The sequence below is a fragment of the Phnomibacter ginsenosidimutans genome, assembly GCF_009740285.1.
GTDB lineage: Bacteria > Bacteroidota > Bacteroidia > Chitinophagales > Chitinophagaceae > Phnomibacter > Phnomibacter ginsenosidimutans.
Window position 1 is genome coordinate 3332833 of record NZ_CP046566.1, and the last position, 26993, is coordinate 3359825.

At 46.8% G+C, this 26993-nt stretch carries 29 protein-coding genes; 14 read left to right on the forward strand and 15 right to left on the reverse strand.

Annotation, left to right across the window (positions count from 1 at the left end; translation table 11 throughout):
* The first annotated feature begins 191 nt into the window (after positions 1-191).
* Positions 192-725, forward strand: coding sequence for a murein L,D-transpeptidase catalytic domain-containing protein (locus GLV81_RS14390; protein WP_157479490.1), 534 nt, complete (start codon positions 192-194; stop codon positions 723-725).
* Positions 726-736: 11 nt separating this feature from the next.
* Here GLV81_RS14390 and GLV81_RS14395 read toward each other — a convergent pair whose 3' ends face one another.
* Both GLV81_RS14395 and GLV81_RS14400 read right to left on the reverse strand, forming a co-directional pair.
* Positions 737-1636 (reverse strand): DUF4349 domain-containing protein, encoded by a 900-nt coding sequence (locus GLV81_RS14395; protein ID WP_157479491.1) that lies wholly within the window; start codon positions 1634-1636, stop codon positions 737-739.
* A 190-nt stretch (positions 1637-1826) separates the two neighbouring features.
* Positions 1827-2237 carry an EVE domain-containing protein gene (locus GLV81_RS14400; RefSeq protein ID WP_157479492.1) on the reverse strand — a complete coding sequence of 137 codons (411 nt, stop codon included), beginning with the start codon at positions 2235-2237 and terminating at the stop codon, positions 1827-1829.
* 226 nt (positions 2238-2463) lie between these two features.
* Here GLV81_RS14400 and GLV81_RS14405 point away from each other — a divergent pair, with 226 nt between their 5' ends.
* Complete coding sequence (locus tag GLV81_RS14405) at positions 2464-3021, forward strand: fasciclin domain-containing protein (protein ID WP_157479493.1); 558 nt, start codon at positions 2464-2466, stop codon at positions 3019-3021.
* A 207-nt stretch (positions 3022-3228) separates the two neighbouring features.
* Here the strand turns inward: GLV81_RS14405 and GLV81_RS14410 are convergent, their stop codons facing one another.
* From GLV81_RS14410 to pdhA, 5 genes are all read right to left on the reverse strand, one after another.
* Positions 3229-3759: a (Fe-S)-binding protein gene (locus GLV81_RS14410; protein ID WP_246186024.1), complete on the reverse strand. Its 531-nt coding sequence runs from the start codon at positions 3757-3759 to the stop codon at positions 3229-3231.
* 7 nt (positions 3760-3766) lie between these two features.
* Positions 3767-3946 (reverse strand): heterodisulfide reductase-related iron-sulfur binding cluster, encoded by a 180-nt coding sequence (locus tag GLV81_RS20570; RefSeq protein WP_246186025.1) that lies wholly within the window; start codon positions 3944-3946, stop codon positions 3767-3769.
* A gap of 80 nt (positions 3947-4026) precedes the next feature.
* Positions 4027-4515 (reverse strand): 6,7-dimethyl-8-ribityllumazine synthase, encoded by a 489-nt coding sequence (gene ribH, locus GLV81_RS14415; protein ID WP_157479494.1) that lies wholly within the window; start codon positions 4513-4515, stop codon positions 4027-4029.
* 91 nt (positions 4516-4606) lie between these two features.
* Complete coding sequence (locus tag GLV81_RS14420; RefSeq protein ID WP_157479495.1) at positions 4607-5296, reverse strand: tetratricopeptide repeat protein; 690 nt, start codon at positions 5294-5296, stop codon at positions 4607-4609.
* A gap of 52 nt (positions 5297-5348) precedes the next feature.
* A complete protein-coding gene (gene pdhA / locus GLV81_RS14425) occupies positions 5349-6347 on the reverse strand; it encodes a pyruvate dehydrogenase (acetyl-transferring) E1 component subunit alpha (protein ID WP_157479496.1) in 999 nt (332 codons plus the stop codon).
* Between the two features lie 179 nt (positions 6348-6526).
* Here pdhA and recF point away from each other — a divergent pair, with 179 nt between their 5' ends.
* Together recF and GLV81_RS14435 are read left to right on the forward strand one after the other, a co-directional pair.
* Positions 6527-7765 (forward strand): DNA replication/repair protein RecF, encoded by a 1239-nt coding sequence (recF, locus tag GLV81_RS14430; RefSeq protein WP_246186026.1) that lies wholly within the window; start codon positions 6527-6529, stop codon positions 7763-7765.
* A gap of 44 nt (positions 7766-7809) precedes the next feature.
* Entirely contained in the window at positions 7810-8094 is a 285-nt protein-coding gene (locus GLV81_RS14435) for a DciA family protein (protein WP_157480765.1), read from the forward strand.
* Positions 8095-8287: 193 nt separating this feature from the next.
* Here the strand turns inward: GLV81_RS14435 and GLV81_RS14440 are convergent, their stop codons facing one another.
* From GLV81_RS14440 to tgt, 4 genes are all read right to left on the reverse strand, one after another.
* A complete protein-coding gene (locus GLV81_RS14440) occupies positions 8288-8614 on the reverse strand; it encodes a CBS domain-containing protein (protein WP_157479497.1) in 327 nt (108 codons plus the stop codon).
* A complete protein-coding gene (locus GLV81_RS21360) occupies positions 8614-8736 on the reverse strand; it encodes a hypothetical protein (protein WP_281350702.1) in 123 nt (40 codons plus the stop codon). The genes GLV81_RS14440 and GLV81_RS21360 overlap by 1 nt, the downstream gene beginning before the upstream one ends.
* 107 nt (positions 8737-8843) lie before the next feature.
* Positions 8844-9290 carry a CBS domain-containing protein gene (locus GLV81_RS14445; protein WP_157479498.1) on the reverse strand — a complete coding sequence of 149 codons (447 nt, stop codon included), beginning with the start codon at positions 9288-9290 and terminating at the stop codon, positions 8844-8846.
* A gap of 100 nt (positions 9291-9390) precedes the next feature.
* Positions 9391-10530, reverse strand: coding sequence for a tRNA guanosine(34) transglycosylase Tgt (gene tgt, locus GLV81_RS14450; protein ID WP_157479499.1), 1140 nt, complete (start codon positions 10528-10530; stop codon positions 9391-9393).
* 360 nt (positions 10531-10890) lie between these two features.
* Between tgt and GLV81_RS14455 the strand changes: the two genes are divergently transcribed.
* The 6 genes from GLV81_RS14455 to GLV81_RS14480 all read left to right on the forward strand — a co-directional run bounded on the left by GLV81_RS14455 (position 10891) and on the right by GLV81_RS14480 (position 14773).
* On the forward strand, positions 10891-11430 hold the full coding sequence (locus tag GLV81_RS14455; RefSeq protein ID WP_157479500.1) for a hypothetical protein: 540 nt from the start codon (positions 10891-10893) through the stop codon (positions 11428-11430).
* A gap of 236 nt (positions 11431-11666) precedes the next feature.
* Complete coding sequence (locus tag GLV81_RS14460; RefSeq protein ID WP_157479501.1) at positions 11667-12713, forward strand: SIR2 family protein; 1047 nt, start codon at positions 11667-11669, stop codon at positions 12711-12713.
* Between the two features lie 119 nt (positions 12714-12832).
* Positions 12833-13471, forward strand: a complete 639-nt coding sequence (locus GLV81_RS14465; RefSeq protein ID WP_157479502.1) for a hypothetical protein — start codon at positions 12833-12835, stop codon at positions 13469-13471.
* A gap of 159 nt (positions 13472-13630) precedes the next feature.
* The gene (locus tag GLV81_RS14470; RefSeq protein WP_246186027.1) at positions 13631-13924 is read left to right on the forward strand and encodes a nucleotidyltransferase family protein; all 294 of its coding nucleotides are present in this window, start codon (positions 13631-13633) and stop codon (positions 13922-13924) included.
* 64 nt (positions 13925-13988) lie between these two features.
* Positions 13989-14255 (forward strand): HepT-like ribonuclease domain-containing protein, encoded by a 267-nt coding sequence (locus tag GLV81_RS14475; RefSeq protein WP_197428378.1) that lies wholly within the window; start codon positions 13989-13991, stop codon positions 14253-14255.
* A 182-nt stretch (positions 14256-14437) separates the two neighbouring features.
* Positions 14438-14773, forward strand: a complete 336-nt coding sequence (locus GLV81_RS14480; protein WP_157479503.1) for a potassium transporter KefB — start codon at positions 14438-14440, stop codon at positions 14771-14773.
* Between the two features lie 84 nt (positions 14774-14857).
* Here GLV81_RS14480 and GLV81_RS14485 read toward each other — a convergent pair whose 3' ends face one another.
* Positions 14858-15193 (reverse strand): rhodanese-like domain-containing protein, encoded by a 336-nt coding sequence (locus tag GLV81_RS14485; protein ID WP_197428382.1) that lies wholly within the window; start codon positions 15191-15193, stop codon positions 14858-14860.
* 225 nt (positions 15194-15418) lie between these two features.
* On the opposite strand from GLV81_RS14485, the gene GLV81_RS14490 reads away from it, so the two are divergent.
* Positions 15419-16159, forward strand: a complete 741-nt coding sequence (locus tag GLV81_RS14490; protein ID WP_157479505.1) for a 3-keto-disaccharide hydrolase — start codon at positions 15419-15421, stop codon at positions 16157-16159.
* A 103-nt stretch (positions 16160-16262) separates the two neighbouring features.
* On the opposite strand, the gene GLV81_RS14495 is transcribed toward GLV81_RS14490, so the two are convergent.
* The 3 genes from GLV81_RS14495 to GLV81_RS19535 form a co-directional block, all read right to left on the reverse strand.
* Positions 16263-17336, reverse strand: a complete 1074-nt coding sequence (locus GLV81_RS14495) for a serine hydrolase domain-containing protein (RefSeq protein ID WP_197428386.1) — start codon at positions 17334-17336, stop codon at positions 16263-16265.
* 157 nt (positions 17337-17493) lie between these two features.
* Positions 17494-19614: an amidohydrolase family protein gene (locus GLV81_RS19530; RefSeq protein ID WP_197428398.1), complete on the reverse strand. Its 2121-nt coding sequence runs from the start codon at positions 19612-19614 to the stop codon at positions 17494-17496.
* On the reverse strand, positions 19557-21143 hold the full coding sequence (locus tag GLV81_RS19535) for a PD40 domain-containing protein (protein ID WP_197428407.1): 1587 nt from the start codon (positions 21141-21143) through the stop codon (positions 19557-19559). The genes GLV81_RS19530 and GLV81_RS19535 overlap by 58 nt, the downstream gene beginning before the upstream one ends.
* A 604-nt stretch (positions 21144-21747) precedes the next feature.
* Here GLV81_RS19535 and GLV81_RS14505 point away from each other — a divergent pair.
* From GLV81_RS14505 to GLV81_RS14515, 3 genes are all read left to right on the forward strand, one after another.
* Entirely contained in the window at positions 21748-22062 is a 315-nt protein-coding gene (locus tag GLV81_RS14505) for a hypothetical protein (protein ID WP_157479507.1), read from the forward strand.
* On the forward strand, positions 22046-25477 hold the full coding sequence (locus GLV81_RS14510) for an IPT/TIG domain-containing protein (protein WP_157479508.1): 3432 nt from the start codon (positions 22046-22048) through the stop codon (positions 25475-25477). The genes GLV81_RS14505 and GLV81_RS14510 overlap by 17 nt, the downstream gene beginning before the upstream one ends.
* Positions 25478-25722: 245 nt before the next feature.
* Positions 25723-26991: a NupC/NupG family nucleoside CNT transporter gene (locus GLV81_RS14515; RefSeq protein WP_157479509.1), complete on the forward strand. Its 1269-nt coding sequence runs from the start codon at positions 25723-25725 to the stop codon at positions 26989-26991.
* The last annotated feature ends 2 nt before the right edge of the window (positions 26992-26993 follow it).

The following is a 26993-nucleotide window of genomic DNA, read 5'->3' on the forward strand; positions in this document are numbered from 1 at the left end:
CAAAGTTAATCGCAGCCATTCCAAAAAAACTTAGAACCTGCGTATGGAAAATCATGAAAACTGCATCCGCTACACATGAAATCACTGCTGCTACCTGCTGCGTTGCTGTTACTGTTGGCCTGCCAGTATGAGCCGGCCAAATCTGATACCGCATCCCTGAAAAAACCAACCAACGAGGACAATGAAACGCTGTGGATTCAGCAAATACAAACACATCGCTTTCAGCAAAAAGAGATAGCCTGCGGGCCATATTACCACAATGGCTGCGCAGCAAAAATTTCAATACCACAGAAGTCATCATTGCCGACCTGAGCATGCATAGTGGTCTGCCCCGTATGGTGTTGATGGATGTACTAACCGGTAAAGTATTGGACAGCGGCATGGTGGCTCATGGTGCCGGTGGCGATGCATTCGCGGCCACAGCCCGGTTTAGCAATGTGCCCAACAGCTACTGCAGCAGTTTGGGGCGGTACCGCATAGGCGGTTCGTACAAAGGCAATTTTGGAAAAGCCTACAAACTACATGGGCTGGATGCCAGCAATAGCAACGCCTTTGAACGATTGGTGGTGTTGCATGCCTATGACTGTGTGCCCGATACCATTCCATATCCTGATATGATTTGCAACAGCCTCGGATGCCCCATGATATCCTATGCTTTCCTCAACCGGCTGAGCAAAAAAATAGCAGCATCAGACAAGCCAATGCTGCTATGGATTATCAACTAACGACCATACCACTATGAAGACTGTTTTACAACAGATGTTGCTGCTCTCCTTTTGCGTATCCAAAATATTAAACCGGCAACTACTAACCACAATGGCCAGAGCGTAAGCAACACAATGCTGAGTTCAACAATGCCGCTGCCACCTTTGCCCAAGGCATCGAGCATGCGGGTAAATACACCGGGTTCATTGTAGCCATTGGGTGTTTCAATGGGCTGATAATACGTGAGAGTAATGGTGCTCACCGCCGCTTGTGCCTGCATGTTTTTGATGTTGTACGTAGCACTTTCTATCTCTTCCGTAATCGAATTAATTTGCTCCTGCACTTGTAAAATGTCTTCCATTTTATTCGCCTGTTTCAACAGCTCCATGTAGCGGGCACGTGTTTGCCGCTTGGCTTCTAAGCGGCCCTGCACATCCACAATGGCATTGGTTACATCTTCGCTGTTGGTTTTCTTTTCCCGCACATCACCCTTGAGCGATGTGATGGCTTGCATGAGTGCATCAAACTTTGCCACAGGCACTTTGATGGTCATTACATTTTGACGGCGGTAGTCCGATTGTGTTTCCTGATCACTATCCAGCCAGGCGCCATTGCTCTTTACAACGCCATACAGCTGTGCACTGAATGATTTGAAGTCAGCACATTCCATTTCTATTTGTGCGTTGCGAATAATTTGCCGATTGAACGGTGCAGGCGGAATGGCGTTGCCACTGTTGAGCACTTGTTCTTCTTCGGGTGCTGGAGGAGCTGGTGCTGCAGCAGAATCTACAGCTGCGGCAGTATAATCAATCTTGTTTTGTTGTCCTTCTGCCAGTTGAACATCGGCAGTAGTAGCAGTTTCCTGATTGGCGCCGGTACTACAGGCTACAGCAAGGGTAGCCAGCAGCATGATTACATGCAATGGTTTCATACGGTTGGTTTTTAGCAATGAGATGAATAAGACTATCTGTTTACACAAATAGCCATAGGTGGTGGTGTTGCATGCATGCTACAACCCATAATTCGCATCCACTAACTGATGTAACCACTGGCATACGTTAATACAAACAAAAACCGCATTTCTTTCGAAATGCGGTTGCATAAATAGCTGTTCGTGTTGTTTACTGCATGTTGCCCATTTCCATAATGGTATGCCACTCCGCTTCAGTAACGGGGCAAACCGACAAACGTCCTTGCCGGATAAGTGCCAGATTGGACAAAGCCGGCTCTGCTTTCATTTCGGCCAGTGTCACCGGCTTTTTAAAAGCTTTCACGGGCTTCAAATCCACCACTACCCAGTTGGGGTCTTCGGTGGTCGGATCCTGATAATGCTCCTTCGCCACTTTGGCAATGCCTACAATGGCCAGGCCTTCGTTGGAATGATAAAAAAATACTTCATCCCCTTTTTGCATGGCCTTCAAATTGTTGCGGGCCTGATAGTTGCGTACACCATCCCAAAAGGTTTGTTTGTCTTTTACAAACTGATCCCAGCTGTATTTAAACGGTTCTGATTTTACCAGCCAATAAGCCATAGTTATAAGTAGTGGTTATGTGTAAATAGAAGTGCCAAAATTAAGAGAATGCGAGAGTGTTGTGGTACAAAACAACAGGAGCATCCCGTTTAGCTTCAACAGTTATTTCCATTAACAAATATTTTCCAATCAGGTTCAATCCAACCTGGAGCACCGGGCGTAATTGGATGCGTTGATTACATGTAAACATCAATCCTCCATTAAAAATCATTCTAAAAAAAACGGTATGAAACTGACCAAACAATTTTTCGCAGCGGCTATTGCTTCTTTGCTTTTTGTAGGCGCACAAGCACAAAAAGAAAACACCAAAATGGTAGGCGGCGCTGCCATGTACCCTTCTAAAAACATTGTAGAAAATGCGGTAAACTCAGCCGACCACACTACTCTGGTGGCTGCTGTAAAAGCTGCCGGACTGGTAGAAACCTTGCAGGGAGCTGGGCCTTTCACAGTATTTGCGCCGAACAACGCAGCCTTTGGTATGCTGCCAGCAGGAACGGTAGAAACACTGCTGAAGCCTGAAAACAAAGCCACGCTGACAGCTGTACTCACTTACCATGTAGTAGCGGGTAAGTACGATGCCAAAAGCATTTTGGGTCTCATTAAAAAAGGTAACGGTAAGGCAGTGCTGACAACTGTTCAAGGTGGTAAACTCACCGCTACAACCGACGGCAAAACCGTCATGCTGACAGACGAAAAAGGTGGCATGTCGCATGTAACCATTGCTGATGTATTTCAGAGCAACGGTGTAATTCATGTGGTAGACCATGTGGTACTGCCGAAGTAAGATGTTTGATGTTAGATGTACGATGTCTGATAGCTGATATGGCTTTCAGTTTTTACTAGTAAGTTCATTACAACGCTACATCATCTCCTACTAAAAGCGGCTGTCTCAACAATGTGAGACAGCCGCTTTCAATTGATGCATATCAACAATTAACTTCATTGTATTTCATGGCATATTAGCACATTAGCTAATTCGCACATTTGTTGTTTACTCACTCGCCAGCACATCGGCCAAATGCAGCACTTGTAGCTCAATTCCTTTTTTCTTAGCTACACCATCTATGTGCATGAGGCAACTCATATCGGTGCTCACCAGGTATTGTGCGTTGGTAGCTGCAGCATTCGTTACTTTCTGATCGGCCATGGCGCCGCTGATGGCATCAAACTTCACGGCAAAGCTGCCGCCGAAGCCACAGCAGGTTTCTACATCGTTCATTTCAGTCAGCGTCAATCCACGTACGTTAGCCAGCAAGGTGCGTGGCTCTTGTTTAATGCCCACTTCCCGCAAACCTGCGCAGCTGTCGTGATAGGTAACCACGCCTTCAAACCTGGCACCTACATCGGTGATGTGCAATTGATTCACCAAAAAATCGGAGAACTCAAATACCCGCTTGCTCAAAGCATCGGCCTGACCACTGTACATACTATTGGCAAAGAGCTGCGGGTAATAATTTTTTACAAAGCCAATGCAACTGGCGCTGGGTGCCACCACCACTGCATCATCCGCAAAATCTTGCAAAAACTTTTTACAAACGTCTTTTGCATCTTCCTGAAAACTCGGCGTTGAAAGCCGGCTGACCACAGCAGGTTTGGTTGGCATTGTAGCTTACATCGCAGCCTACTTTGCGCAACACTTTCACCATATTAAACGCCACGCCGGGATACAACTGATCTATAAAACAAGGAACGAACAATTGAACTTTCATGATGATAGGGATTGCAGAAATTGGTGAATGTATTAACTCGTAAACCCGTGAACTTGTGAACGTTTCAACTATATGGCTGATTATCCTTCTAATCCTCTTTTCGCCGCAATCATTTGCAAAGCAGTAATAGCTGCCTCTTCCCCTTTGTGACCATGCTTGCCGCCAATGCGTTCTTGTGCCTGCTCATCTGTTAGCACCGTCAGCACACCATAAATCACAGGCGAGGGTAACATAATATTGAGTTGAGTAATGCCTTGTGTGATGCTTTGGCATACATAATCGAAATGCGGTGTATCGCCTTTGATGACACAAGCAAACGCAATGTAAGCATCAGCATAATCGTTGGCGCTGTTGGCCAGTTGATGCACCATGTAAGGCACTTCTACAGCACCAGGCACAGTGTACGAATGCACATCAGTAATGCCTGCCGCAGCCAGCACCCGCAAAGCGCCAGCTTCCAGTTTGTTGGTGATGGCCGCATTCCATGCGGTTTTTACAATGGCGATACGCACCGGTGAAATCAATTGTGGTACCGATGCCAGCAATGCTGCATTTCCTATACTTGCCATATCTGATATTGCGAGGGTTGAATTGTTTGCTAAGAACAAAAATAGCGACCCACACTGAGCCGCTATTTGTTGAAAATATTTTTCGCCGGCATTAATCTACCGAACCCAAACGAGCCAGGTATTTGTCTACCTGAAAACCACGGTCGGTGCGGGGATATTTGCTTTTGATTTCTTTGTAATACTTGATAGCGTCGTCGTTTTTGCCGAGGGTTTCGCTCAGCAAGGCAGCACGAAACAGGTTTTCGGCACTCAACGCCTGCTGCTCAGGATAATGCGTACCCGCTTTGGCATACATACCTACAGCTTCCGCCTTTTTGCCCTGCTCTGCATAAGCATCGGCCAAACGAGAGTAAGCCAGTGCCTGAATTTCTTTAGCATCGGTGCTAAAGTCTTTCAGATAGCTTTCTGCTTTTTTGAAATCGCCGAGACGCAGGTTACAAACGCCAGCATAAAACTTAGCGAGGTTGCCCACTTTGGTGCCGCCATAGGTGCTGGCCACTTTTTCAAAACCGGGGTACTGACCGTCGCCGTTCAATGCCAGCTTCAGGCTATCCTGCTGAAAGTATTGCTGCGCATGCCAGATGGCATCGGCAGCTTTTTCTTCCTGCGGTTGTGCATACAATTTTTGATAGCCATAATAACCACCAATCAAAATGATGATGGCGCTGCCAACATAAACAATGGGCTTGCTGAATTTTGCCCAAAAGCCCTGTGCTTTGGCAATCACTTTGGCTGAGTCGTCGACTACTTCTTCAAACTGGATGTTCTTATTATCCGACATGATTAATTGTTGTGCTTAGAAATGGAATAAAACAATCGTTGAAATAAAAGGCTTAATCGTTTACGAACAAATAAGGTTCGTCCACGGCATATACATCTTTCAATACTTCGCTGTCATCGGGCCATGGGCTCTCTTCTGCAAACTTCACACTGTCTTCTACCACGGCATCTACACGTTGGTGAATGGCGTCGAGTTCTTCTTCGGTAGCCAAACCTTCGGTACGGATGGTCATCAAAATTTGCTCGATGGGGTCACGCTGCTTGTATTCTTCTACCTCTTCTTTGGTCCGGTATTTCTGAGGGTCAGAAATAGAGTGGCCTTTGTAGCGGTACGTTTTCATTTCGAGCAGTGTGGGGCCGCCACCTTCACGGGCACGTTTTACAGCACGTTCTACGGCTTCGTGTACGGCTTCGGGGTGCATGCCATCCACCGCATCGCCGGGCATATCGTATGCATCGGCCAGGGTGTAAATATCTCTTACGTTAGAAGTACGCTCTACCGAGGTACCCATAGCGTAGTTGTTGTTTTCGCAAATGAAGATCACGGGGAGCTTCCAGGTCATAGCCATGTTGAACACTTCGTGCAACATGCCCTGACGGGCAGCACCATCACCAAAGAAGGCGAGGGCTACATTATCGGTGCCTCTGTATTGCTCGGCAAATGCGAGGCCAGCACCGGTACCAATTTGGGCACCCACAATACCGTGGCCGCCAAAGAAGTAATGCTCTTTGCTAAAGAAGTGCATGCTACCACCTTTACCCTTGGCACAGCCGGTGGCTTTGCCGTACAGTTCGGCCATGCACGACTGAGGCGACATACCCTTGGCAATAGCCAAACCGTGGTCGCGGTAGCCGGTCACAAATGGATCTTCCAAACGGGTGGCGGTCATACAACCGGCGGCAATGGCTTCCTGGCCAATGTAGGCATGGAAAAAGCCACGGATTTTGCCGGCCATTTTATACATTTCTTCTGCCTTCAGCTCAAACTGACGAATCAACAACATCAGTTCGTACCAGTACAGGTAGGTTTCTTTGGTGAATTTCTTGGCCATACTCCTTCAAAATGAGCCGCAAATATAGGTGGGAAGACCGAAACTGAAGAGCACTGCCCCCGCTAGTTTTCATGGCTACGTTGCCGGATGTGGGGTTTCGGGGAAAAAGCGGCTTTTTTTGAACCACGAAGACGCAAAGACAAGCAAGGAGCACGTAGTGTTTCTGAAAAGTTTGTGGTTTGAGGTTTTTAGTTTGTCGTTGGCAAAGCAATCATCATATCAACCACAAACCAAAAACCAAAAACATTGAACCATCCCGCAGCTCCACTACCAACTACCATCTACCATCTATCAACTATTCCTCTACCTTGCGCCCCATGCTCCGGCTGCAGCACATATCGGCATTTCAGTTTAAAAACCACTTTTCGGCACAACAGGCTTTTGCCAAAAAAGTGGTGGGCATTTGTGGCGCCAACGGGGCTGGCAAAACCAACCTGCTGGATGCCATTTACTACCTCTGTTTTACCAAAAGCTATTTTGCCGGCAGCGATGCCGCCCTGGTGCACCACGGTCAGGCGGGCTTTCGGGTGGCGGGCAAGTTTGCCATTGGCAGCAGCACCGCACAAGTAGTGTGTGTGCTCCGCGAAACGGGTAAAAAAGAAATCAGCTGGAACGAAGAGCCCTACCCCAAAGTGAGTGCCCATGTGGGCCGGCTGCCCGCTGTCATCATTGCGCCGGATGATGTAGAACTTATTACCGGTGGCAGCGAAACCCGCCGCCGCCTGATGGATGGGCTGCTCTGCCAAATCAATCCGCAATACCTGCAGCAACTGATGGAGTACAACAAGCTGCTGCAACAGCGCAACAGCCTGCTGAAACAAATGGCCGAAACTGGCAGCAAACAAAACAGTCTGCTGGAAATTTTGAACGAACAACTGGCCACGAGAGCTGTATTTGTGCTGCAGGCAAGGTATCAATTGTTGCAACAGTTTTTGCCGCAGGCAGAACAACATTATAAACTCATTGCTGGTGGACAAGAACATGTAGCGTTTAGCTATCAGGCTTGCTTACCTGCCAACACCGACAGTAGTAACTACCTTGCATTGCTGCAGCAGGCTTTGCCCAAAGATTTGGCACTGCAACGCACTACAGCAGGCATACACCGCGACGACCTGCAACTGCTATTGGAAGGCCAACCGTTTAAACAACTGGCCAGCCAGGGCCAACGCAAAAGTTTGCTCTTTGCACTCAAGCTCACCGAATACGAATGGCTGCAACAACACAAGGGCTTTGCACCGCTGCTGCTGCTGGATGATGTGTTTGAAAAACTCGACAACCACCGCATGACCAATCTGCTGCGGGAAGTGTGTGTAGAAAAACAAGGACAGGTGTTTATTACCGATACCCACCGCGACCGGCTGGAGGCACAACTCTCCGCCATCGGTGCCGATTACGACATCATTGAAATTGCCCCCTGAGCAACTGGAATTTTGTTACTTTGATTTCTCAACCGACCGACCACATGAACAGCGAAATGAATATGGGTGAAGCCATGCAGGCCTTTTTGAATAAAAGCAAATTGAAAAAAGGCATACAGGCTCAGCAACTCACCGAAGTGTGGGAAAACATGATGGGCAAAACGGTGGCCCGCTATACCGAGAAATTACAATTGGTGAATCATACATTATTCATCAGTACCCATGTGGCACCACTGCGCCACGAACTGATGTATCAGCGGGAAACCATCATGCAACGGGTAAATGAAATACTCGGTGCCGATACGGTGAAGGAAGTAGTGATTAGGTAAGAAGTGGGTAGTACGAGGTGCGAAGTAGAAGTATGATGGCTGATGTACGATGTCGGATATAGGTGGAAAGCATTTCAACGCACTATTCACCTCATTCATTGATGGTCATTTTCTATGCACTCCATTATTGCCTATTGCTTACTGCCTTTTCCCCAATTAACTAATCAACTCTTCAACCCGTCAACTCCATCTCCTACCCCTGCAAGGCTGCATCAAAATCGCCACGGGGCGAAGCAAAGAATTCTTCCAGCGAGAAGGATGGATAGAGCATCGCTTTCAGCAAATTGTTCATAGAGATAACACCTGCAAAGCGGTAGCCATCAAACACTGGCAGGTAGCGGGTGTGGTGCGAAATCATCAGCTGCATCATTTCGTGGCGGCTGCTATCGATAGATGCCGCAGGTAGTTTGGTGTCCATTACATCGGCCACCGTTTTTTCGGCTGCCTGCCAACCCGGCGTTGCCATCTTTTGCACCAATGCATGTTCCGTGAAAATGCCTTTGTATGCTCCTTTTTCCATCACCACCAAAAACTGCGGTTGAGTGAGCTCAACAAATGAATGGCCTCCAGCACATTGTATTGCGGATGCACATAATTGAAAGCTGTAGATTTTTGACGGAGAATAGCGGCGGCGGTTGTCATGGCAAAAGGATTTGAGGAATGCTTAAATTTCCCCAAAAACTTTTCCTGTCCGGGTGATGTTGCTCACCGGATTTCTGCTCATTTTTCCGTATATCAACAACGGCTGATTAGTACACCGATCCCTCTTCTATCAGGCGGTCGGTAAGGCTGCTGTCGAACAGCGCTTCTTTGCTGCGCAAAGCTTCCCGAAGAATATCATGAATGGTGATGACGCCCAGCAACTGGCCGTTTTCTTCCACCGGCAGGTAGCGGCACTTATTGTCCAGAATGAGCTGGATACATTCTTCTACCGTATGTTCCGGACTAATTTTTACCAGGGCCTTGGTCATGGCTTCTTTTACCGGACAGGTAGCGCTGCTTTTACCTTCCAGCGCCACATTGCGGCTATAATTTCTTTCACTGAAAATACCTTTCAGCACATCGCCATCCATCACTATCACATAGCTCAGATTCACCTGTTTCATCAGGTGCAGGGCTTCTACTACCATGGCATTCGGAGCAATGATGTTGTTGGGCTTCGTCTTGTTGGCGAGCATGTCTGCAACAGTACGCATAATTGATTCTCGATTATTGTGGGAGGGTAAACTTACGCCTTTGGCCAACGCACACCATCATGTGGTTTCGGCTTTTCGGCCAACAGCGGCTTGTTCCCGGTTACAGGCGTGTTTTCAGCACCGGAATCATTGCCCTTCTCCAGCTGTCGAAATCGCCGGCAATGATGTGCTCCCTCGCCTGCCCAATCAGCCACAGGTAAAAGCTCAGGTTTTGCATGCTGGCCAGCTGCAAGCCCAGTATCTCGCCGGCCTTAAACAGGTGCCGCACATAGGCTTTCGTGTAGTAATTGCTCACCCCATTGTCCAGCACTTCATCGAGTACAGAAAAATCTTTCTCCCATTTTTTGTTATCGATATTGATAACGCCCTTGCTGGTAAACAACATCGCATTGCGGCCATTGCGGGTGGGCATTACGCAGTCAAACATATCTACCCCATGGCTGATGCACTCCAGCAAATCCCAGGGGGTACCCACGCCCATAAGGTAGCGGGGCTTTTGCCAGGGCAGGTGCTCACAGCTCCAGGCGCAGTACTCGTACATCATTTCGGGCGGCTCGCCTACGCTGAGGCCACCAATGGCATTGCCCACCGCATTTTTGCTACTGATAAATTCTGCAGAAGCTTTGCGCAAATCTTTGTACGTACCACCTTGTACAATGGGAAACAGGTTTTGATCGTAGCCGTATTTCGGCTGCGTATCGGCCAGGCGGCCAATGCAGCGGTCGAGCCAGCGATGCGTCAGGTGCATGCTATCCATAGCATACTTGTACTCGCTGGGGTACGGCGGACATTCATCAAACGCCATGATAATATCGGCGCCAATGCTGCGCTGAATATCCATCACCCGCTCCGGGGTAAACAGGAGTTTGCTGCCATCAATATGGCTGCGAAACGTAACGCCTTCTTCTTTGATTTTGCGCTGCGCCGCCAGGCTAAACACCTGATAGCCGCCACTATCTGTCAAAATTGGTTTGTGCCAGCCATTGAACTGATGCAGACCACCCGCTGCTTCCAGTACCTCGAGGCCGGGGCGCAGGTACAGGTGGTAGGTATTGCCCAAAATAATTTGCGCCTGCACCACATCGTGCAGTTGCTGCTGGGTAACGGCTTTTACCGTACCCACGGTGCCGACGGGCATAAATATGGGCGTCAGTATTTCGCCATGGTCGGTGGTTATTTTTCCTGCCCGGGCCTTGCTGGCGGCATCGGTATGTTGAAGCTCAAAAGATAATGCTGGCATAAGTGGGCAAAGGTAAGGGGGCGAGGGAAAGGTTGAGGTTGATGTTGAGGACGAGGCTGAGGACAAGAACAAGGACAAGGATAAGGATAAGTTTGAGGGCAAGGACAAGGTTGAGAGAAAGGACGAGGACAAGCAAACGTTTGAAGTGAAGGTGGTACAGGAACTGCTGCGCCAAAATCGAAAGCGATTGCAGCAATGCAAAATGTATAACCAGGTGAATTGCACTAACAACAATACAAAATGTATAACACTAGAAGATTGAAATTCAATGATGTTACGTTAGGCCTTTTTGGATAGGAGTATCATATTTTTACGTGTTGCCTGCAAGCATATTTACACCCTAATCAATTGAAGTGACCTATGTTGACAGAACAAGAAGTAAATAAGATATTTTCTTGGCTTCCTTACAGAGACAATTGGAGTGCTGACAGAAATCGAATTGACGACAACAAACATGCTTACTATGGCGACCTTATTTCAAAGTTGACAGAGAATTCACTCTTTGACACTTATTATTCTGAAGATGGAGGTTTAGGAAACTACCTTGAATTTATATGCTATCCAAAAGGACACGTCAGCTATCAAGGTAATGCTATAATTGTTTGCATTAGTTTATGTGCTCCCATTGCTGCTTATGGACAGACTACATTTAGCAAGATGTATGACTCTATTGGTTGGGGCGGCTTGTTCACTGCAGACAAAATTGGCGACATCACAGACACTTCCTTGACGAATATTGAAAATGAAATAAAGGCTCTCTTACTTCAACATAATCTTACATTGCTTGACAAAGAATTTGCAAGCAAACAATTACCAGATGAGGTTATTGAAGCTATGAGACATGAAAATCACAATGATGGAAACCAATATTTGCAAGGAATATTTCAAAAGACTGACTAATGCCAGCAGGCAACATGCAGTTTTGCGGCAGCGGGGGGCGACGCAAAGCGTCGGTCATCACCTGTAATTCTATTTTACTTTTGTACCGGTTGACATTTATCTATTAAGCTTTTGAATAAATTTTTATCTTTATTAGCACAGCTCAACACTCGTCGCCAGGGGCGACGTAAAAGAATTGCCCCGCCGACCTCAAAGCTGTGAACGTTGCCTGCCATTTTTAGACAAACCTCATACTCATGCCTAAAACACGAGAAGACAGAGTAAATACCGTTATGGGCGGTGGCGGACATGTTGTTATTCTTGGAGCTGGAGCAAGCATTGCGGCAACAAGACGCAATCCACTTTCAAATGGTAAGGTTCTTCCGTCAATGGACAATTTCATCGAGGTTGTAGGACTGACTGACATAGCTGATAAACTATCGACAAACCTAAAAGCCAAAAATTTTGAACAGTTATATAGCAATTTGCATAAAGACAACCCAAATTCAAAAGAGATAGTTGAAATAGAGAAACGAGTTCATGCCTATTTCAAAGACATGAAATTACCAGACGAACCCACTATTTACGACTACTTGGTTTTATCGCTACGCCCCAAAGATTTAATCGCCACGTTTAATTGGGATCCGTTTTTATATCAAGCGTTTGTTAGAAATGGTGATAAAGCTAAGATGCCTTTCCTTTCATTTTTACATGGTAACGTCGCAATCGGTTATAGTGCAGAAGAAAAAAGATGCGGACCCGCAGGATGGTATTCTAAAGCAACAAAAAACTATTTTGAACCGACAAGACTACTTTATCCTGTAGAACAAAAAAACTATACGGACGATGAATTTATTAGCACCGAATGGAAAAGGGTAAAAGCTTGGTTGAACTCTGAAAGCACAAAACGAGTGACAATTTTTGGTTATGGAGCACCAGCGACAGATGTTGAAGCTGTAACGTTATTGAATGAAGCATGGGGTACATCGGACGACAGAAACATGGAGCAGTTTGAAATTATTGACATCCGACCAGAGGAAGAAGTCAGAAATCAGTGGGATACATTTATTCATTCGCATCATTACGACTATGCTACGGACTACTTTTCGTCTTCATTGGCTGCAAATCCCAGACGGACAAGTGAAAGCTATTTTCAGCACATTGAACCCTTAACGCCTGACGAAGCATTTAGTGCGTCAAATCCAGTTCCCAAAACCTTTAAGACATTACAGGAACTTTGGGACTGGCATCAGGAATTAGTTGATGCTGAAAGAGCATGGGAAGTTGAACACGGAGAGCAATAAAACGGCAGGCAACATCGGTTTGGCGTTATGGCGGCTGACTCAACGCAGCATCAACATTTGTTTCGCTATTGGGCTGCATATTCAGCTTGACGACATGCTATTGAGCAGTAGAAATAAACTTGTACATTAGTTCACCAATCGGCTTCAGTTGTCGGCGGACGGAACACAGAATATCGCCACAACGCCAAGCCGCAGGACGTAGCGGTTATTTTATGAAATACCTAAGTAGTCTAATTCTATTTCTTTTATCTGCATTTGTTTCTTTTGGACAAACCAATGAGAAGATAAATGAGATGAATTATTTCATAAACACTATTATTGACTTTTTCAAAGCTGACAGATATTTATTACCCGACTCAAACAATATATTTCTTTCATCTAATGCACCAGGATATTTTAGAGATTACATATTGACAACAGATACATTAAAAGACATCAACAATAAAAAACCTTCTGATTATTTTATTCTAACTAATGAAGAAAAAAATCAAATTCTTGTTGACACTATGAAATGGACAAAACTTTCTCAAAAAATGTTTCAACTTGATAATATAAAACTAGTTAGCAAAGACACTGTAAAGAATAGATATGATCCATCTTATCTGATTTACAAACCAATTTTCTTGAGAGACAATACAGTTTGTTTATTTTATTATGACTTCATTTGTAGTTTATGTGGACACGGGACATTTTGGCTTTATAAAAAGACAAAAAAAAGTTGGGAACCTTGGATAGAAATTGGTGGCTGGACAAATTAAAACAACCGCTAAAAATAGGTTTTACGTCAGCAGGGCTGACTGGTCAAGCCTGCCAACTTTTTCCCTTTATCAGTCGGAGTCCTCTCCACTGAAATCCTATATCACTTTGTTTCGGATTGGGAGGACAGCAATCTTTAAAACAAGTTTGCTTAAATATGAATGATGAAGCAACTCGCTAATATAAAAGCACAATTATCACAACTGAAACCGGAAATGTCCCGTCGGTTTCATGTGCAAAGTATTGGCCTGTTTGGTTCCCTAGTTCGTGACGACTTCTTTGCCTCAAGTGACATAGACATTATTGTAGAATTCAATCGCCCCATCGGCATCGAATTTGTTGATTTGGCGGAATTCATCGAACAAAGCCTTCAAAAGAAGATAGACCTGGTATCCCGCCAAGGCGTTAAAGACAAATACTTCAAAGCCATAGAGCGGGAGATTGTTTATGTCTAAACGTGAACCCAAACTGTTGATTGGTGACATTTTGGAAAGTGCTCACAAAATCCTCGAGTAAACAGTGGGACAAAGTTTTGAAGAGTTCAAAAATGACAGCAAAATGGTGGATGCCGTAATCCGCAACTTTGAAATAATAGGAGAAGCAGCAAACCGTCTTCCAGAGGATTTTAAAGACGGTTTTCCCAATATTGACTGGTACCGAATCCGCGGATGTAGAAATCGCATTGTTCATGATTATTTTGGTATCGACTATTCCATTGTCTGGACAATCAAAGAGTCCTTTCTGCCAATCATGATTTATCAATTAAAGCCACTCTCAGAAAGTTGACGTAGTTCTTCGCTATGTACTATTGCGACGCTTTCCCTTTATCAGTCTGAGTCCTTTTCCACCGCAACGCACCTCCAACGCTACCATTCATCAAATTCCCCACAGCAAGGCTTGGCCATTTCCATTTTCGCTTTAACTTTGAATTTCAAAGCACTTTTGAAATAACCGAAAATCTACTTTGTATGACCTCTACCGTATCTACTACCAACAACACATCGACCCTTCTGCTTAAGCGGGTGCTGATAGGTGCCGGCATTGCCCTGCTGCTTATTACCGTGTTCATCATGCCATCAATCCTTCACCCCAAACCAGAATGGAGCAAGCTGTGGATGCTGCGCCCCCTGCTGGTAGTACCCGTAGCCGGCGGATTGGCGGCGGCCATTATACATGTTTTGTTGGGCTGGCAGGCCAAAAATGGCTGGCCCAAAATACTGGTGTACTTCGTGTGCCTGCTGGGCTACATCATAGCCCTGTGGTTGGGTACCGTGGTCGGATTGGATGGCACCCTGTGGAATTAAACCCAACGGCATCTTCTTGTATGCAAAAGGTTCGCAGCTATCCACTGCGAACCTTTTTCTATTGCGTCCTTCTATAATCGTTCTTTATTCTTTACTGCGTAGCCAGGCTGTTATACCGCCCTCCAGGCTGAATACGGGTATAACCATGCCATGGCTTTTGGCCAGTGCTATGGCTTCGGCACTGCGGGTGCCGTCCTGGCACACAAACACAATGGCATCGGCATCCAGCTCATCCAGGTAACTGGCCAGCTGATCGAGGGGCAAACGCCTGTCGGCAAAACCATCAATCACCGGTTGTTCGTCGTAGTTGCGTACATCTACCACCAGCACTTCGTGCTCATCGAGCAATGTATAAAAATCGTCAATCGTCAAGTGGCAGGTTTGTTCTATCAAAGGTTCAGCAATCATGTGGGTATTCATAACACGCATTTACAAGCATGCAATAGCTGAGTAAGTAGCCGGCAGCAACCAACATCAACTGTGTACTGCAATTTACTGGTTTCAGGTATTGCATTTCTGTTTGGAGCCAAAATGAATGGAATTTTATGTCGTATATCACAGCCGTGCACCGCAGTTTGTTTCGCTATTTTCCACTTACTTTCGGTGCTGTATTTTTTTGATTATTCATCCATCAACATTGCTCTCATGAAACGCCACCTGCTTGCTGTACTTCCAGCATTGTTCATCACTCATTTGGCCATGGCCCAACGCACCGGCGACCCGAAAATGACCGAACTCTGGGAACCCAAAGCACCCATTGTTACCCCGGGCAAAACCGCTGCCGACGCCCCTTCCGACGCCATTGTACTGTTTAATGGCACCAACCTTAGCCAATGGGAAAGTGAAAAAGGCGGTGCCGCACCATGGACCATTGCCGATGGCGCCATGACCGTAAAACCACAAAGCGGCGGCATTAAAACCAAGCAGGGCTTTGGCGATTGCCAGCTGCATGTAGAATGGCGTACCCCAGCTGTGGTAAAAGGCGAAGGACAAATGCGGGGCAACAGCGGTATCTTTTTAATGGGCCGCTACGAACTGCAAGTGCTCGATAGCTACAACAATACCACCTACAGCAACGGCCAGGCTGGCAGCATTTACAAACAACACATTCCACTGGCCAATGCCAGCCGGCAGCCCGGCGAATGGCAGAGCTATGACATCATTTTTACTGCACCCCGGTTTTATGCCGATGGCCGGGTAAAAGCTGCTGCCAGAATTACGGTCATTCACAACGGAGTGCTGGTGCAAAACAACGTAGAAATATGGGGGCAAACGCAATACATCGGCATTGCCAATTATGAAAAACATGGTGATCTCGAACCCATTTTCTTACAAGATCATGGCGACCTGGTCAGCTTTCGGAATATTTGGATTCGGCCGTTGTAAGTAAAAGATATAAGGGTAACAAAAAGCTGATTTGTAATTGTACAAATCAGCTTTTTCATTGAGATGAAATGCGAAAGAAAAGCAATAGGCTAAAATATTACCATTACTTACTTTCTTCTGCCGCCAAAGCTTGCATGATGTTGCTGAGTAGTGTTCTAAAAGATGGATGCGCATTGTTGCACAGCACAATGACTGTGTAACGTTTATCTACGCAACGAATGATTTGAGTGCTGTAACCCGGATTATCGCCATTGTGTTTTACAATATTGCCGAGCACAGGATGCGTTTCTATTTCCCAGCCAAAACCATACATACTGAGTTGTCCGTTGTTGAGTGTTGCCGGTGTAAACGCCTGCTGTAAAGTGCTGTGCTGCACCAGTTTGTTTTTGTACAAGGCTTTATCCCAGCGGAGGAGATCGGCAGCAGTGCTGCTAATACGGCCGGGGCCTTTGCGATTGCCCAACCACACCGTGTAATCGCTGCTGTGAAATTTGTTCGCATTGATGTAGGCGCCTGTTGAATCTTTCAAATGCCCAGCTGCGAAATTGATTGTAGCTGCTTTGGCTTCCAGTGTACGTATAGCCGTTTGCTGCATTTTGAGTGGTGTAAAAATCCGCTGCTGCAAATAGGAAATGAAATCTTTCCCACTTACTTTTTCTACCACACTGGCCAGTAGCAAATAGCCGGTATTGCTGTAGCGGTATTGTGCACCGGGTGTAAACAACATGGACGGTTGATACTGTCGCAACAAACGGATACAATCTTCATTGCCTGCCACTTTCGATTTGTCCCAATGCGCATCCATTACCGCTTGGTAGTCGGGCAGGCCGCTGGTATGATTGAGCAGCTGCCTGATGGTTATTCCATTGTAAGGCAAGTCAATGTATTTCGACAATGAATCATCGTATTGCAAACGGCCTTCTTCCTGCAGCATCATAATGGCCATGGCGGTAAACTGCTTGCTTACCGAAGCCAGCTCAAACACATCACTCAACTGCAAGGGTGCTTGTGTTTCAAAATGCCGATAACCCGCAACACGATTTGCAATGGGCTTTCCATTTTTGGCCACCAACAATACACCGCTGAAGCCTTGCTGCACCGCAGTATCAAATGCAGCATCAATGGCTGTGCGTTGTGCTATACCTACAACGGTAAAACACAGCACTGTAATTATCAAGCAGACTTTTTTCATAAGCAAATACTAAACGGGGTTATCTCATTTCTTCGAAAAAACTTCATGCATTCAAGATACATAGATTGCAAGCAATGCTTACAACACAAAAAGCGGCTGCCTCATTTGAATGAGACAGCCGCTTTATAAAACGATTCTACCATTACTCCGGTACCTGTGTGGTTACTTTTGGCGCTTCTTTCGTCCATACACTCACGTCTAGTTTGCGTGGTGTCGGATAAATTTCGTCCAGCGTATTGCCATCATACAAGCGACCGTTTTTCACTACATAGCGAATGGTATTGGTGTTGCGGATGTTCAGCAATGGGTTGGCATCCATAATCACCAGGTCGGCCAGTTTGCCGGGTTCTACACTACCCAGTTCCTGATCGAGGCCCAGTGCGGTAGCACCCAAAATGGTCGCCGTTTTCAAAGCGTTGAGATTGCTCATGCCACCGCTGGCCACACTCCACAATTCCCAATGGTAACCCAATCCCTGCAGCTGACCGTGGCTACCCACACCAGCCAATCCGCCTTTGGTTACAATGCTGTTGACACCCTTGGCATGCTTTTGAAACACATGATCTTCCGGTGTAAACCAACCACCCAAACCGCCTACTCTGCGGCGGGACTTTGCACTCAACTCTTCGTAAGGCGTAAAGCGGTTGAGTTTGGCATCGTGCACGGGGCTCTCGGTAGTGTAATAATAGTTTTCGGCCCAAGGACCACCGTATGATACCAGCAATGTTGGAGTGACAGCCATCTTGCTTTCGGCAATGGTGCGGGTGACATCGTTGTACAACGGATGAATGGGAATAGCATGCTCATGACCGGGATAACCATCAAACAATTGCGTCATGTTGAGCTTGTAATCCAAACCGCCTTCGGTTGTAGGCATCAGCTGTTGTTCTTTCGCAGCTTGTATCACCCACTGCCTGTGCTGGCGGTTGCCCACCAAATACATTTTGATGTATTGCGTATTGAAATACTTACTGTATTGCTTCAGCACATTTTTGGTTTGCTCGTAGCTCTGCAGGTTGTACATCCAATACCCCACGCCGGGGCCGGTGCTGTACACTCGTGGGCCAGGCATCATGCCGGCTTCCACCATATCGCTGTAAGTGAGCACATCGGTGGTGGCGGTTTGCGGGTCGCGGGTAGTGGTTACACCATAAGCGAGGTTGGCTGCATAAATCCAAACTGAGTTCTTGTGCATGCCCCACTGCGGCCACATGTGCGAATGCGTATCTACAAAGCCAGGCGTAATCGTTTTGCCGGTGCAATCTATCACCTGTGCACCCGCCGGCACTTGCAGGCTTCCTGTTTTGCCAACTGCTTTGATGCGATTATTGACAATGAGTACATCGCCATTTTCAATCACTTCATCGCCCTTCATGCTTACAATGCGGGCATTTTTCAACAGGATTGTTCCGGCAGGATTGTCTTTCGCAAAAAATACTTTCACCTGTGTTTCTTCAGGCGTGTATTTCTCTTTCTTTTTCAAATCGGCTTTCGCAATGCTATCCGCTTTGGCTTTCGCTGTATCGGCTTTGTACAAAGCAGTCAGTGAGTCTTTGGCTTTTTTCGCCAGACTATCGGCCAGCTTTTTAGCATCGGGTCCTTTGGCCAGCAACGCTTTTACACTGTCGGCGGCACGTAGGCTTTCGGCCTTTTTAGCAGCCTTCACCGAGTCGTCTACAAACTTGGCACGGGCCACATCATACACCCAGTGACCGTTACCCAAACTCCAGTGTACTTTTTTGCCATCGGCTTCCCAAAACGGCCATTCGCCTCCAATTTCTGTGAGCTGTTTAGAAGGGAATGAAGCCGCAGAAGGCTCACCCACATTGATGCTGGGCACTTTGCCGGTTTCAGGAATCGTCACTACATAAACGTTGTTGTTGACCTGAGCAACGGCCATATTGCCTACCGGTGCCATAAGGATGGTACCTGCAGGAGTAGGCATTTGCTGTGGCTCTTTCATGCTGGCGCCTTCTGGCAGCATGCAATAGCTTACCGCATCGTATTGCATCATGGGTTTGCCCATTACATAGCGAATGCCGGGCTGTGCTTCATTGGCAGCCGGCAATTCACTGGTATGGCCGTGGCTGCTATGGTCATCGGCTTCTGCTACCGAACCAAAAGTGGTGATGCCGCTAATCCGCACATGTGTTTTTTCATCGTGGCCTTCCCAGTTTACACTAATAAGGGTACCGCCACCGCCGTTCATAAATACACGGTTCGTGTCTTTGGTAAAATGCACATTGCCACGGTCGTTTGGCACATCAATTTTTTTAGGCGTACCACCGTTGGCTGGTATCCACAGCAGTTGTGCTTCCGATCCGTCGAAAAAGGATCTTCAGAATCTTTAAACACCCGCTTGGCTGCTTTGAAATACGTAATGCGGTTGTTGAAGCTCCACGCAGGTTGCATGTAAAATGCGGCTTCGCTGGAAAGCTTGCTCACTGCGGATTTCGGAGCCAGCACGGCTTTCCAGAGATTACCGCCATCCTTTTCATCCCAACTCACAAATACAAGCTGGTTGCCATCAGGACTCCAGGCTGGCATGGCTTCCACAAAGTTGTGCGTTGTAACCCGCTTGGGTGTGCCATTCGGATAATCCATCACGTACAAACGGTTGAGCACCGTAAAAGCCAACTTCTTGCCATCGGGGCTGGGTACCGCATCACGTATTTGTGTAGCCAGTTTGTGAGAAGTGTCTTTGATGGCGTAGTTGAAATACAAGCGTGGTCCCATTTCCAATCGTACATCGGCATTGAAAGGAATTTCCTGTGCAGCGCTGCCGTCAACGGGCAGCTTCCAGATTTTACCACCGTAAGAGGCAATCACAAATTTGCTGTCGGGAGTAAAACTCATGGCAGGCAATACACCTTGTGGCGCAATGCTTTCCTGCTCATCCCGCTGCACGGGATAGGCCAGCCATTTTTCATCGCCGTTTTTCATATTGCGCAGCACCAATCCGGTTTTGTCTTGCCAGCGGCTACCATACACCATCCAGTTGCCATCTTTACTCAGCGTAGGTGTAAAGGCCGAACCGTAGCGGGTGGTTATGCTGGTGATGGTGCCTTTGTCTCTGTCGTAAGTACCAATCTGATATTGCGGCAGCAGGGCATTATAATTCCATGAGCCGGTGCGCCAGCTGAAGTAAATCTTTTTACCATCGGGACTCACTACGGGGTCGATGGTTTTCATGCTGGCCGGTGCATCGTTGAGCTGGGTGCCGCCGCCACCGTCTTTGTGGTAGAGGTAGAGCTTGCTCACCCTGCGTCCTTTTGATACCACAATGTAATCGCCATCGGGCGTCCATGCAGCACCGGGCACATCGCCCTGGCGGTCGCGGGTTACCTGCACGGTATCTTTCTTTTCCATGTCGATGTACCACAGGTTGTCGTTGCCGCTGCGGTCGCTGGTAAACAACAACTTTTTGCCATCGGGGCTAAACCTTGGATGCGTTTCATAGGCCATGCCGGTGGTTACTGGAGTGGCTTTGCCGCCTTCAATAGGCATGGTATAAATGTCGCCCATCAAATCGAAGGCAATGGTTTTGCCATCGGGGCTTACATCCACACTCATCCAGGTACCTTCCTGTGTGTTGAACTTGATTTCCCGTTCGGGCTTGAGCGGCAAATCTTTGAATGCCGTGTAAGGCATTGTATCCTTTTTGGTGCTGTCTGCAGCCTGCTCTTGCCAATTATCGGCAGCCATAATGGAAGGCAATGGCTGACCGGCCATCCACCATCCACCTGCAGCCAGTGCCAGCAGTGCAGCAGCAGCGGGAAGTTTGTTTATCATGCAACAACAATGGTTTTAATGAACGACCAATGTAGTGAGGTTTTTGCTGAAAATGATGCGTTACTGATTTTACCATCAGATAAACACTTCACGAAGCGCCATTCACAATTTAAAGCACCGAAATCAGAGCAGCCACTGACTATAAATGTGCATCGTCCAATTGCAGGCACTCGGAGCCCGCAGCACACCATATGCTTACAGCAGGTATCCAGCTATACCTTTAGCCACATCGCAAGGTCATTCCAAACTAATTCCCCAACGTGGTTTTGCAATTTTAGTTTTTCCCAGCAGTGTCCTCTGCCTGAAACATTGTTGAATAGCCAAACCCGTTTACCTATTTCAAGCGCCTGAATTATTTTATTTCGCTTTGTGTGTCAAGAACTCTGGCGGAGGGGAAAGGAACTTAAGAAAAAAATGTTTAGAGACAACCGGCCGCCTGCCATTTCCGATGTAAGGGTAGGAATAAAACAGCAGCTGCTTTTTTGTAGAGTCCCAAAATAACCGATTCTGTATTTTTGTACATATGCGCTTTACCAATCAAATTACCTCAAACAGGTTATCCTTCCACTGTAGACATATCGGCGTCACACTCATACTATTCATATTGTTTAGTCCTCAGTTGGCGTCGGGTCAGTTCTCCCAAATTTTTGAAGCCAATCCACAGATAGTGGGCCAATTTAGCAGCCTGACCGGCAGCCACTTTGCTTCTCCATCTACCGGCTATATCTGCCATTCCAGCGGTGTGGCATTTACTAGCGACTCCGGCCGTTCTCAACAATTCAATCGCATTTGGCTGAGCAATCTCAATCTGAGCCGCTACCCGGGAGAAAACATCAATCTCACAACGCCGATGAGCTTAAAAGCTATTTACGCCGTTAGCGCAGATATGGTAGTGGCAGTGGGTGACCCTAAACTTTAATGCCGCCATTGCTGTATCAACTAATCGGGGGCAAAACTGGCTACTCACTTACTGGCACAGCGCAATTTCAGATGGACTAACCGATGTTTCATTTAGTGGTCAAACGGGCTTTGCAGTAGGGTCGGGCTACTTGCTGCGTACTACCAATGGCGGTATCAATTGGCAGCAGCTTCCCAATCCCAATGGCCAACCGCTTAAGCAAGTAATCTGTTTCGGCAATCAATCTGTATGGGCCGTCACACAGGCAGGACAGTTGTATCGTTCCGCAGACAACGGTGCTTCCTTTGCCCTCGTTACCCAAGCCCCCGCCTTGATTGCCGATATCGCATTTGTAAATCCAAATTTTGGATTTGCCGCTGCCAGCGGACAGCTGTTTCGGACTACTAATACCGGCCTTACCTGGCAGCAGTTAACCACTGACGACACCAGACCCGGCAACTTTGCCGGCCTACGGTTTGCCAGCGAAACAGTTGGATTTACCAACGGGCACATTTCCACCGATTCAGGTCGCCATTGGGAGGAATTGCCCAACGGACCCGACAGAGGCTATAGTTTTGTGGCACCTTCGTTTGTGTGGGCGACTGATGGGATATACAAGCTGTATAAATCAAATACGCTTGCATTTCAAGGCATACCAAACGCCCGTTTTCGAATTGATAGTACTGCACTGGCCAGCGCCAACCAATTACGACTGATTTCTACATCTGACAGGCGATATCAGCATCGCTGGTTTAGAAATGGCCAACTTTTGGCAAACAGCTTCGAGGTTGATTATCAGCGAGATTCCTGTACCGTTACGGATACTTTTCGACTGGAGGTAAGCAACAATGCCGGCAGCCGAAGCCATGAAGTACAAATCAGTTACCGGTTGCAGCAGCCTATCATCAGTAGCTTCTTGCCCACATCTTCAGTAGCAGGTGGTACCGTTACCATTACAGGCACCAATTTACACATGACACGCTCCGTTTCATTTGCCGGCGTTCCGGCCCGGAGTTTCAGCATTCTCAGTTCCACTACCATCACAGCCATCGTAGATACAGGCGGATCAGGCGCTGTTCAAATCAGCAGTCGTTGCGGCATTTCCAGTCGGCCGGGTTTTACGTTTATACCCCCCTCGGGTATGGCTATTTTGCGCATTTATCCTGATAGTGGAAAAATCGGTGACGAGATATTGATTGAAGGATCAAAGTTAAACCTGGTAAAGCGGGTCTTGATTGGCGGAGCTGAAGCTCAACGTTTCAGTATACTGGATAGTACCAAAATAGTAGCCGTTGTAGGTAAGGGTCAAACCGGACTCGTTGAAATTCGTTCTGTTTCAGATGCCAGTACGCTTGGAACATTTACGTTTGTTCAGCGACAAGCTCCCCCGAAAATCATTAGCATTTCTCCAAACAAGGGGCTGGTTGGCTCTTTAGTGACTGTAAAACTGGAAGGACTTAGCAATACAAACTCCCTTCGTGCACGATTTGGAAGTTTTCCCGCAAACATTGTCAATGCAAATACAGACAGCATCACCATCGAGGTTCCACCGGGTACCTTGGTTCGAACGATTGCATTGCAAACCGAAAGTGGTGTTATTCATGCGCCAACCCCATTTGAGACCATATTTAATGGCGGAGGCGCAAAAGCCCTTGGAACTACCTTTCAAAAGCCTGCCCAATTCTCTAATCTTGTTCCTCGTGGCAAATCCAGATTGGGATTCTATGAACAATTTTATTTGCCTGTATTGGTGGATGATTTGGACGGAGATGGTCAGGCTGATATGGTGGCAACTCCGGCACCGAACAGCGGTCATGGGCTTTGGGCGATGAAGCTTCAGATGAAGAATGGAATAATTGAAGAAGGTCAAAAATTACAACTGGCTGGCAATACCGGCAGTTTATTTGCGGCATTAGGCGACTTGAATAACGATGGACTGCCTGAGATTGTTGTTAGTGATAGTGCTGGACTGTTGGTGTACACAAATTTGTCGACAAGGGGTGATATCAAATTCGGATCTCCTGTAAAACTGGTGAGTAAGCTTGTTGCTGACGGAAGCCATTCCATTCACATTATGGATTTTGACAACGATGGCTTCAATGACATTCAAGTAGGAGTAAGTATAATTAGAAACCTCAGTGCCAATAGTAATGTGATCAAGCTGAGTGAGGTGCCCTACATAATCAACGAAATAGCATCCCTCTACCCTGATTATCCAAGATATTATCCGCCCGTTGTCGTATGTCGCTCATTAAGTAATCCCTACAAAGGGAAGGCCAGCCTGCTCTTCGGGCTGCCAGGGCAGCGCCAAGACAATCGGATAGTTTTTTTGACAAATGAAAGCGAGCCAGGTATCATCAAACTTGTACGACAAATTGATCATCCAATACTGCTTGATGCACCCGCAGAAACATGGGAATCGAATATCAAAAGAATACCATTTATAGAAGACATTGACCGTGACGGTATACCTGATTTACTGCTCAGCGGCTTTAATAATTGGGGAATTCCTTTTGGTCTTGATTATTACAAAGGATACTTTAATCAAAACAAGTGGGAGTTTATGGTTGACCCAATAAAAGTTCTTATGAAGGATTCATACGATCAGCCATCAGCTCTTTCAGTTTTCATATTTGGGGATGCAATATCAAAAATGGTTGATCTCGATGGAGATGGTGCCAAGGAAGTGTATTTCGGAAATCTTCAGTCGACTCCAATCGTTCTTAGGTTTGAGAAAGACAGTTTGGGAATGATATATGCGAAACAGGAAGAACTGCACCTGAATAGCCATCGTTTTAATTACCGTAACGATTTCTTTTATTTTGATGGTGTAGATGATCTAAATGGTGATGCAAAACCAGATTTGGTTGGCCGTACCAGGAGTGGCTACTTTTCGGCAGTACCTGATAATTATGAGCTAAAAGATTACCAGTCAGTTGCTGTAAGCCTTAACAATCTTGGAAATGATAATGTCATTCCCATTTGCCCTGCCGAAACCGATATCATTTTAGAATCGCCGCTAAGTGGTAGCGAGTATATCTGGCAAGTTGACACTGGTACTGGCTACATAGCGGCAAAAGATTTGCTTGGCATGGAGAATGCCCATACCAAATTACTTACGATAAAACTCATATCAGCTTCCTGGCGCAAGGCTGATTTTCGTTGTTTAGCAGATAGTGTTCCGGGGAGTACCTTTAGTATGCGTTTTGAAAATAGCTATCTCCATAATGATACCGCGGCGCTAAGCAATGCCCATTGGCATAATCCCAATGTGTGGAGCTGTGGTGTAGTACCTAACGAATATACACACGTTGTTATTCCGGCCGGATCAGCGGCAGACATCAAAACCGGTGATGCCAGCTCTAAATCTATCACCATCAAAAATGGCAGCTCGTTGATTATTCGACAAGGTAGGCGATTAATTACGCAGCAATAGCGGCTACCATGTCTTACTTACTCAAATAAGCGTCTACAAATAATAAGCATAACGTGGTTGGCCATTTCAGCTGGACCGTGATTACTTTACATTCAACGCCTTGAGAATCCTGCTACAAAAAGTAGCAGGATTCTTTTTTCAGGTACGAACAAGACCTGCGTAAAAACATGCATAGAAACCAACAAGGGTAATGGTTAATGCCTATTTTCGGCAGTCAACATTTTTTCTCATTCTAAGCAGTACTCATGGGTCGTTTTCATGGTATTATTGGCATTGTGCTGATCCTCGGCATCGCCTTTCTTTTTTCGAACAATAAAAAGCGCATCAACCTTCGGGTGATTGCCAGCGGTATGCTGTTGCAGGTTATCATCGGCATTCTTGTATTACAGGTACCGTTCATGACGGCCATGTTCCAAAAGCTTGGTCATGGCATGCAAAAAATCGAAGAGTTTGCCAAGGCCGGCGCCAACTTTGTGTATGGTGGCATTGCTACCGTTGGCTTCGATGGACAAGCCGCCAACTACACGGCACCGGGCATGTTTGTATTTGCATTCAATGTGGTGTCTACTATTATCCTCGTAACCGTAATTGTGGCGGTGCTGTATCACCTCCGTGTCATGCAACGCATTGTCTCCATCATAGCCAAGGGCATGAACTTCATCATGCGGGTGAGTGGTGCCGAGTCGTTGAGCAACGTCGCCAGTGCCTTTGTGGGCCAGGTAGAAGCGCAGGTAATGATTCGCCCCTACCTCGCCGGCATGACCCGCAGCGAACTGCTGGCCAGCATGAGTGGTAGTCTGGCTTGTATTGCCGGAGGTATTTTGGTGGTGTATGCCAACATGGGTGCCAAAGCCGGTTTAGATCCGGCACCAAAACTCATTACCGCAAGTTTGATGGCGGCACCGGGTGCATTGGTCATTGCCAAAATTGTGTATCCCGAAACGGAAGAAAGCCAAACCATGGGCAAGGTAAAGCTCGATGTAAAGAGCCAGTACAGCAACCTGATTGATGCCGTAAGCCATGGCGCCAGCGATGGAATGAAAATTGGCATTAACGTGATTGCGATGCTCATCGGTTTCATTGCCCTCATCACCATGATTGACTATCTGCTGGTAAGTGTTGGCCACCTCATTTCTCCCGATTTTGACCTTAGCCTCAACTATATTTTTGGTAAGCTCTTTACACCATTTGCCTGGGCCATGGGTGTACCTTCAGAAGACGTCACCAATGCAGCTACGTTATTCGGACAAAAACTCACCATCAATGAGTTTGTGGCATTCAACAACCTCACCACCAAAGCCATTCCGTTGGTTACTGAAAAAGGCCTGCTGATTGTGAGCATTGCCATTTGTGGCTTTGCCAACTTTAGCAGCGTAGGTATGCAAATAGGTGGCATTGGAGAGCTGGCGCCTACCCGCCGTGCCGATCTGGCGCAGCTGGGCATGCGGGCATTGCTTTGCGGCACACTCGCCTCTTACTTATCGGCTTGTATTGCAGGTATTATTATCGGTTAAAA

Coding starts and splice junctions, on each gene's coding strand:
- GLV81_RS20570 (WP_246186025.1), bottom strand. CDS start 3,946: ATGAAAGTTCAATTGTTCGTTCCTTGTTTTATAGATCAGTTGTATCCC.
- GLV81_RS14480 (WP_157479503.1), top strand. CDS start 14,438: ATGACCTCTACCGTATCTACTACCAACAACACATCGACCCTTCTGCTT.
- GLV81_RS14460 (WP_157479501.1), top strand. CDS start 11,667: ATGCCTAAAACACGAGAAGACAGAGTAAATACCGTTATGGGCGGTGGC.
- GLV81_RS14405 (WP_157479493.1), top strand. CDS start 2,464: ATGAAACTGACCAAACAATTTTTCGCAGCGGCTATTGCTTCTTTGCTT.
- GLV81_RS19535 (WP_197428407.1), bottom strand. CDS start 21,143: ATGATAAACAAACTTCCCGCTGCTGCTGCACTGCTGGCACTGGCTGCA.
- tgt (WP_157479499.1), bottom strand. CDS start 10,530: ATGCCAGCATTATCTTTTGAGCTTCAACATACCGATGCCGCCAGCAAG.
- GLV81_RS14455 (WP_157479500.1), top strand. CDS start 10,891: ATGTTGACAGAACAAGAAGTAAATAAGATATTTTCTTGGCTTCCTTAC.
- GLV81_RS14490 (WP_157479505.1), top strand. CDS start 15,419: ATGAAACGCCACCTGCTTGCTGTACTTCCAGCATTGTTCATCACTCAT.
- GLV81_RS21360 (WP_281350702.1), bottom strand. CDS start 8,736: ATGACAACCGCCGCCGCTATTCTCCGTCAAAAATCTACAGCTTTCAAT.
- GLV81_RS14485 (WP_197428382.1), bottom strand. CDS start 15,193: ATGAATACCCACATGATTGCTGAACCTTTGATAGAACAAACCTGCCAC.
- GLV81_RS14470 (WP_246186027.1), top strand. CDS start 13,631: ATGATGAAGCAACTCGCTAATATAAAAGCACAATTATCACAACTGAAA.
- GLV81_RS14420 (WP_157479495.1), bottom strand. CDS start 5,296: ATGTCGGATAATAAGAACATCCAGTTTGAAGAAGTAGTCGACGACTCA.
- GLV81_RS14435 (WP_157480765.1), top strand. CDS start 7,810: ATGAACAGCGAAATGAATATGGGTGAAGCCATGCAGGCCTTTTTGAAT.
- GLV81_RS14515 (WP_157479509.1), top strand. CDS start 25,723: ATGGGTCGTTTTCATGGTATTATTGGCATTGTGCTGATCCTCGGCATC.
- GLV81_RS14395 (WP_157479491.1), bottom strand. CDS start 1,636: ATGAAACCATTGCATGTAATCATGCTGCTGGCTACCCTTGCTGTAGCC.
- ribH (WP_157479494.1), bottom strand. CDS start 4,515: ATGGCAAGTATAGGAAATGCAGCATTGCTGGCATCGGTACCACAATTG.
- GLV81_RS14400 (WP_157479492.1), bottom strand. CDS start 2,237: ATGGCTTATTGGCTGGTAAAATCAGAACCGTTTAAATACAGCTGGGAT.
- GLV81_RS14445 (WP_157479498.1), bottom strand. CDS start 9,290: ATGCGTACTGTTGCAGACATGCTCGCCAACAAGACGAAGCCCAACAAC.
- GLV81_RS14440 (WP_157479497.1), bottom strand. CDS start 8,614: ATGGAAAAAGGAGCATACAAAGGCATTTTCACGGAACATGCATTGGTG.
- pdhA (WP_157479496.1), bottom strand. CDS start 6,347: ATGGCCAAGAAATTCACCAAAGAAACCTACCTGTACTGGTACGAACTG.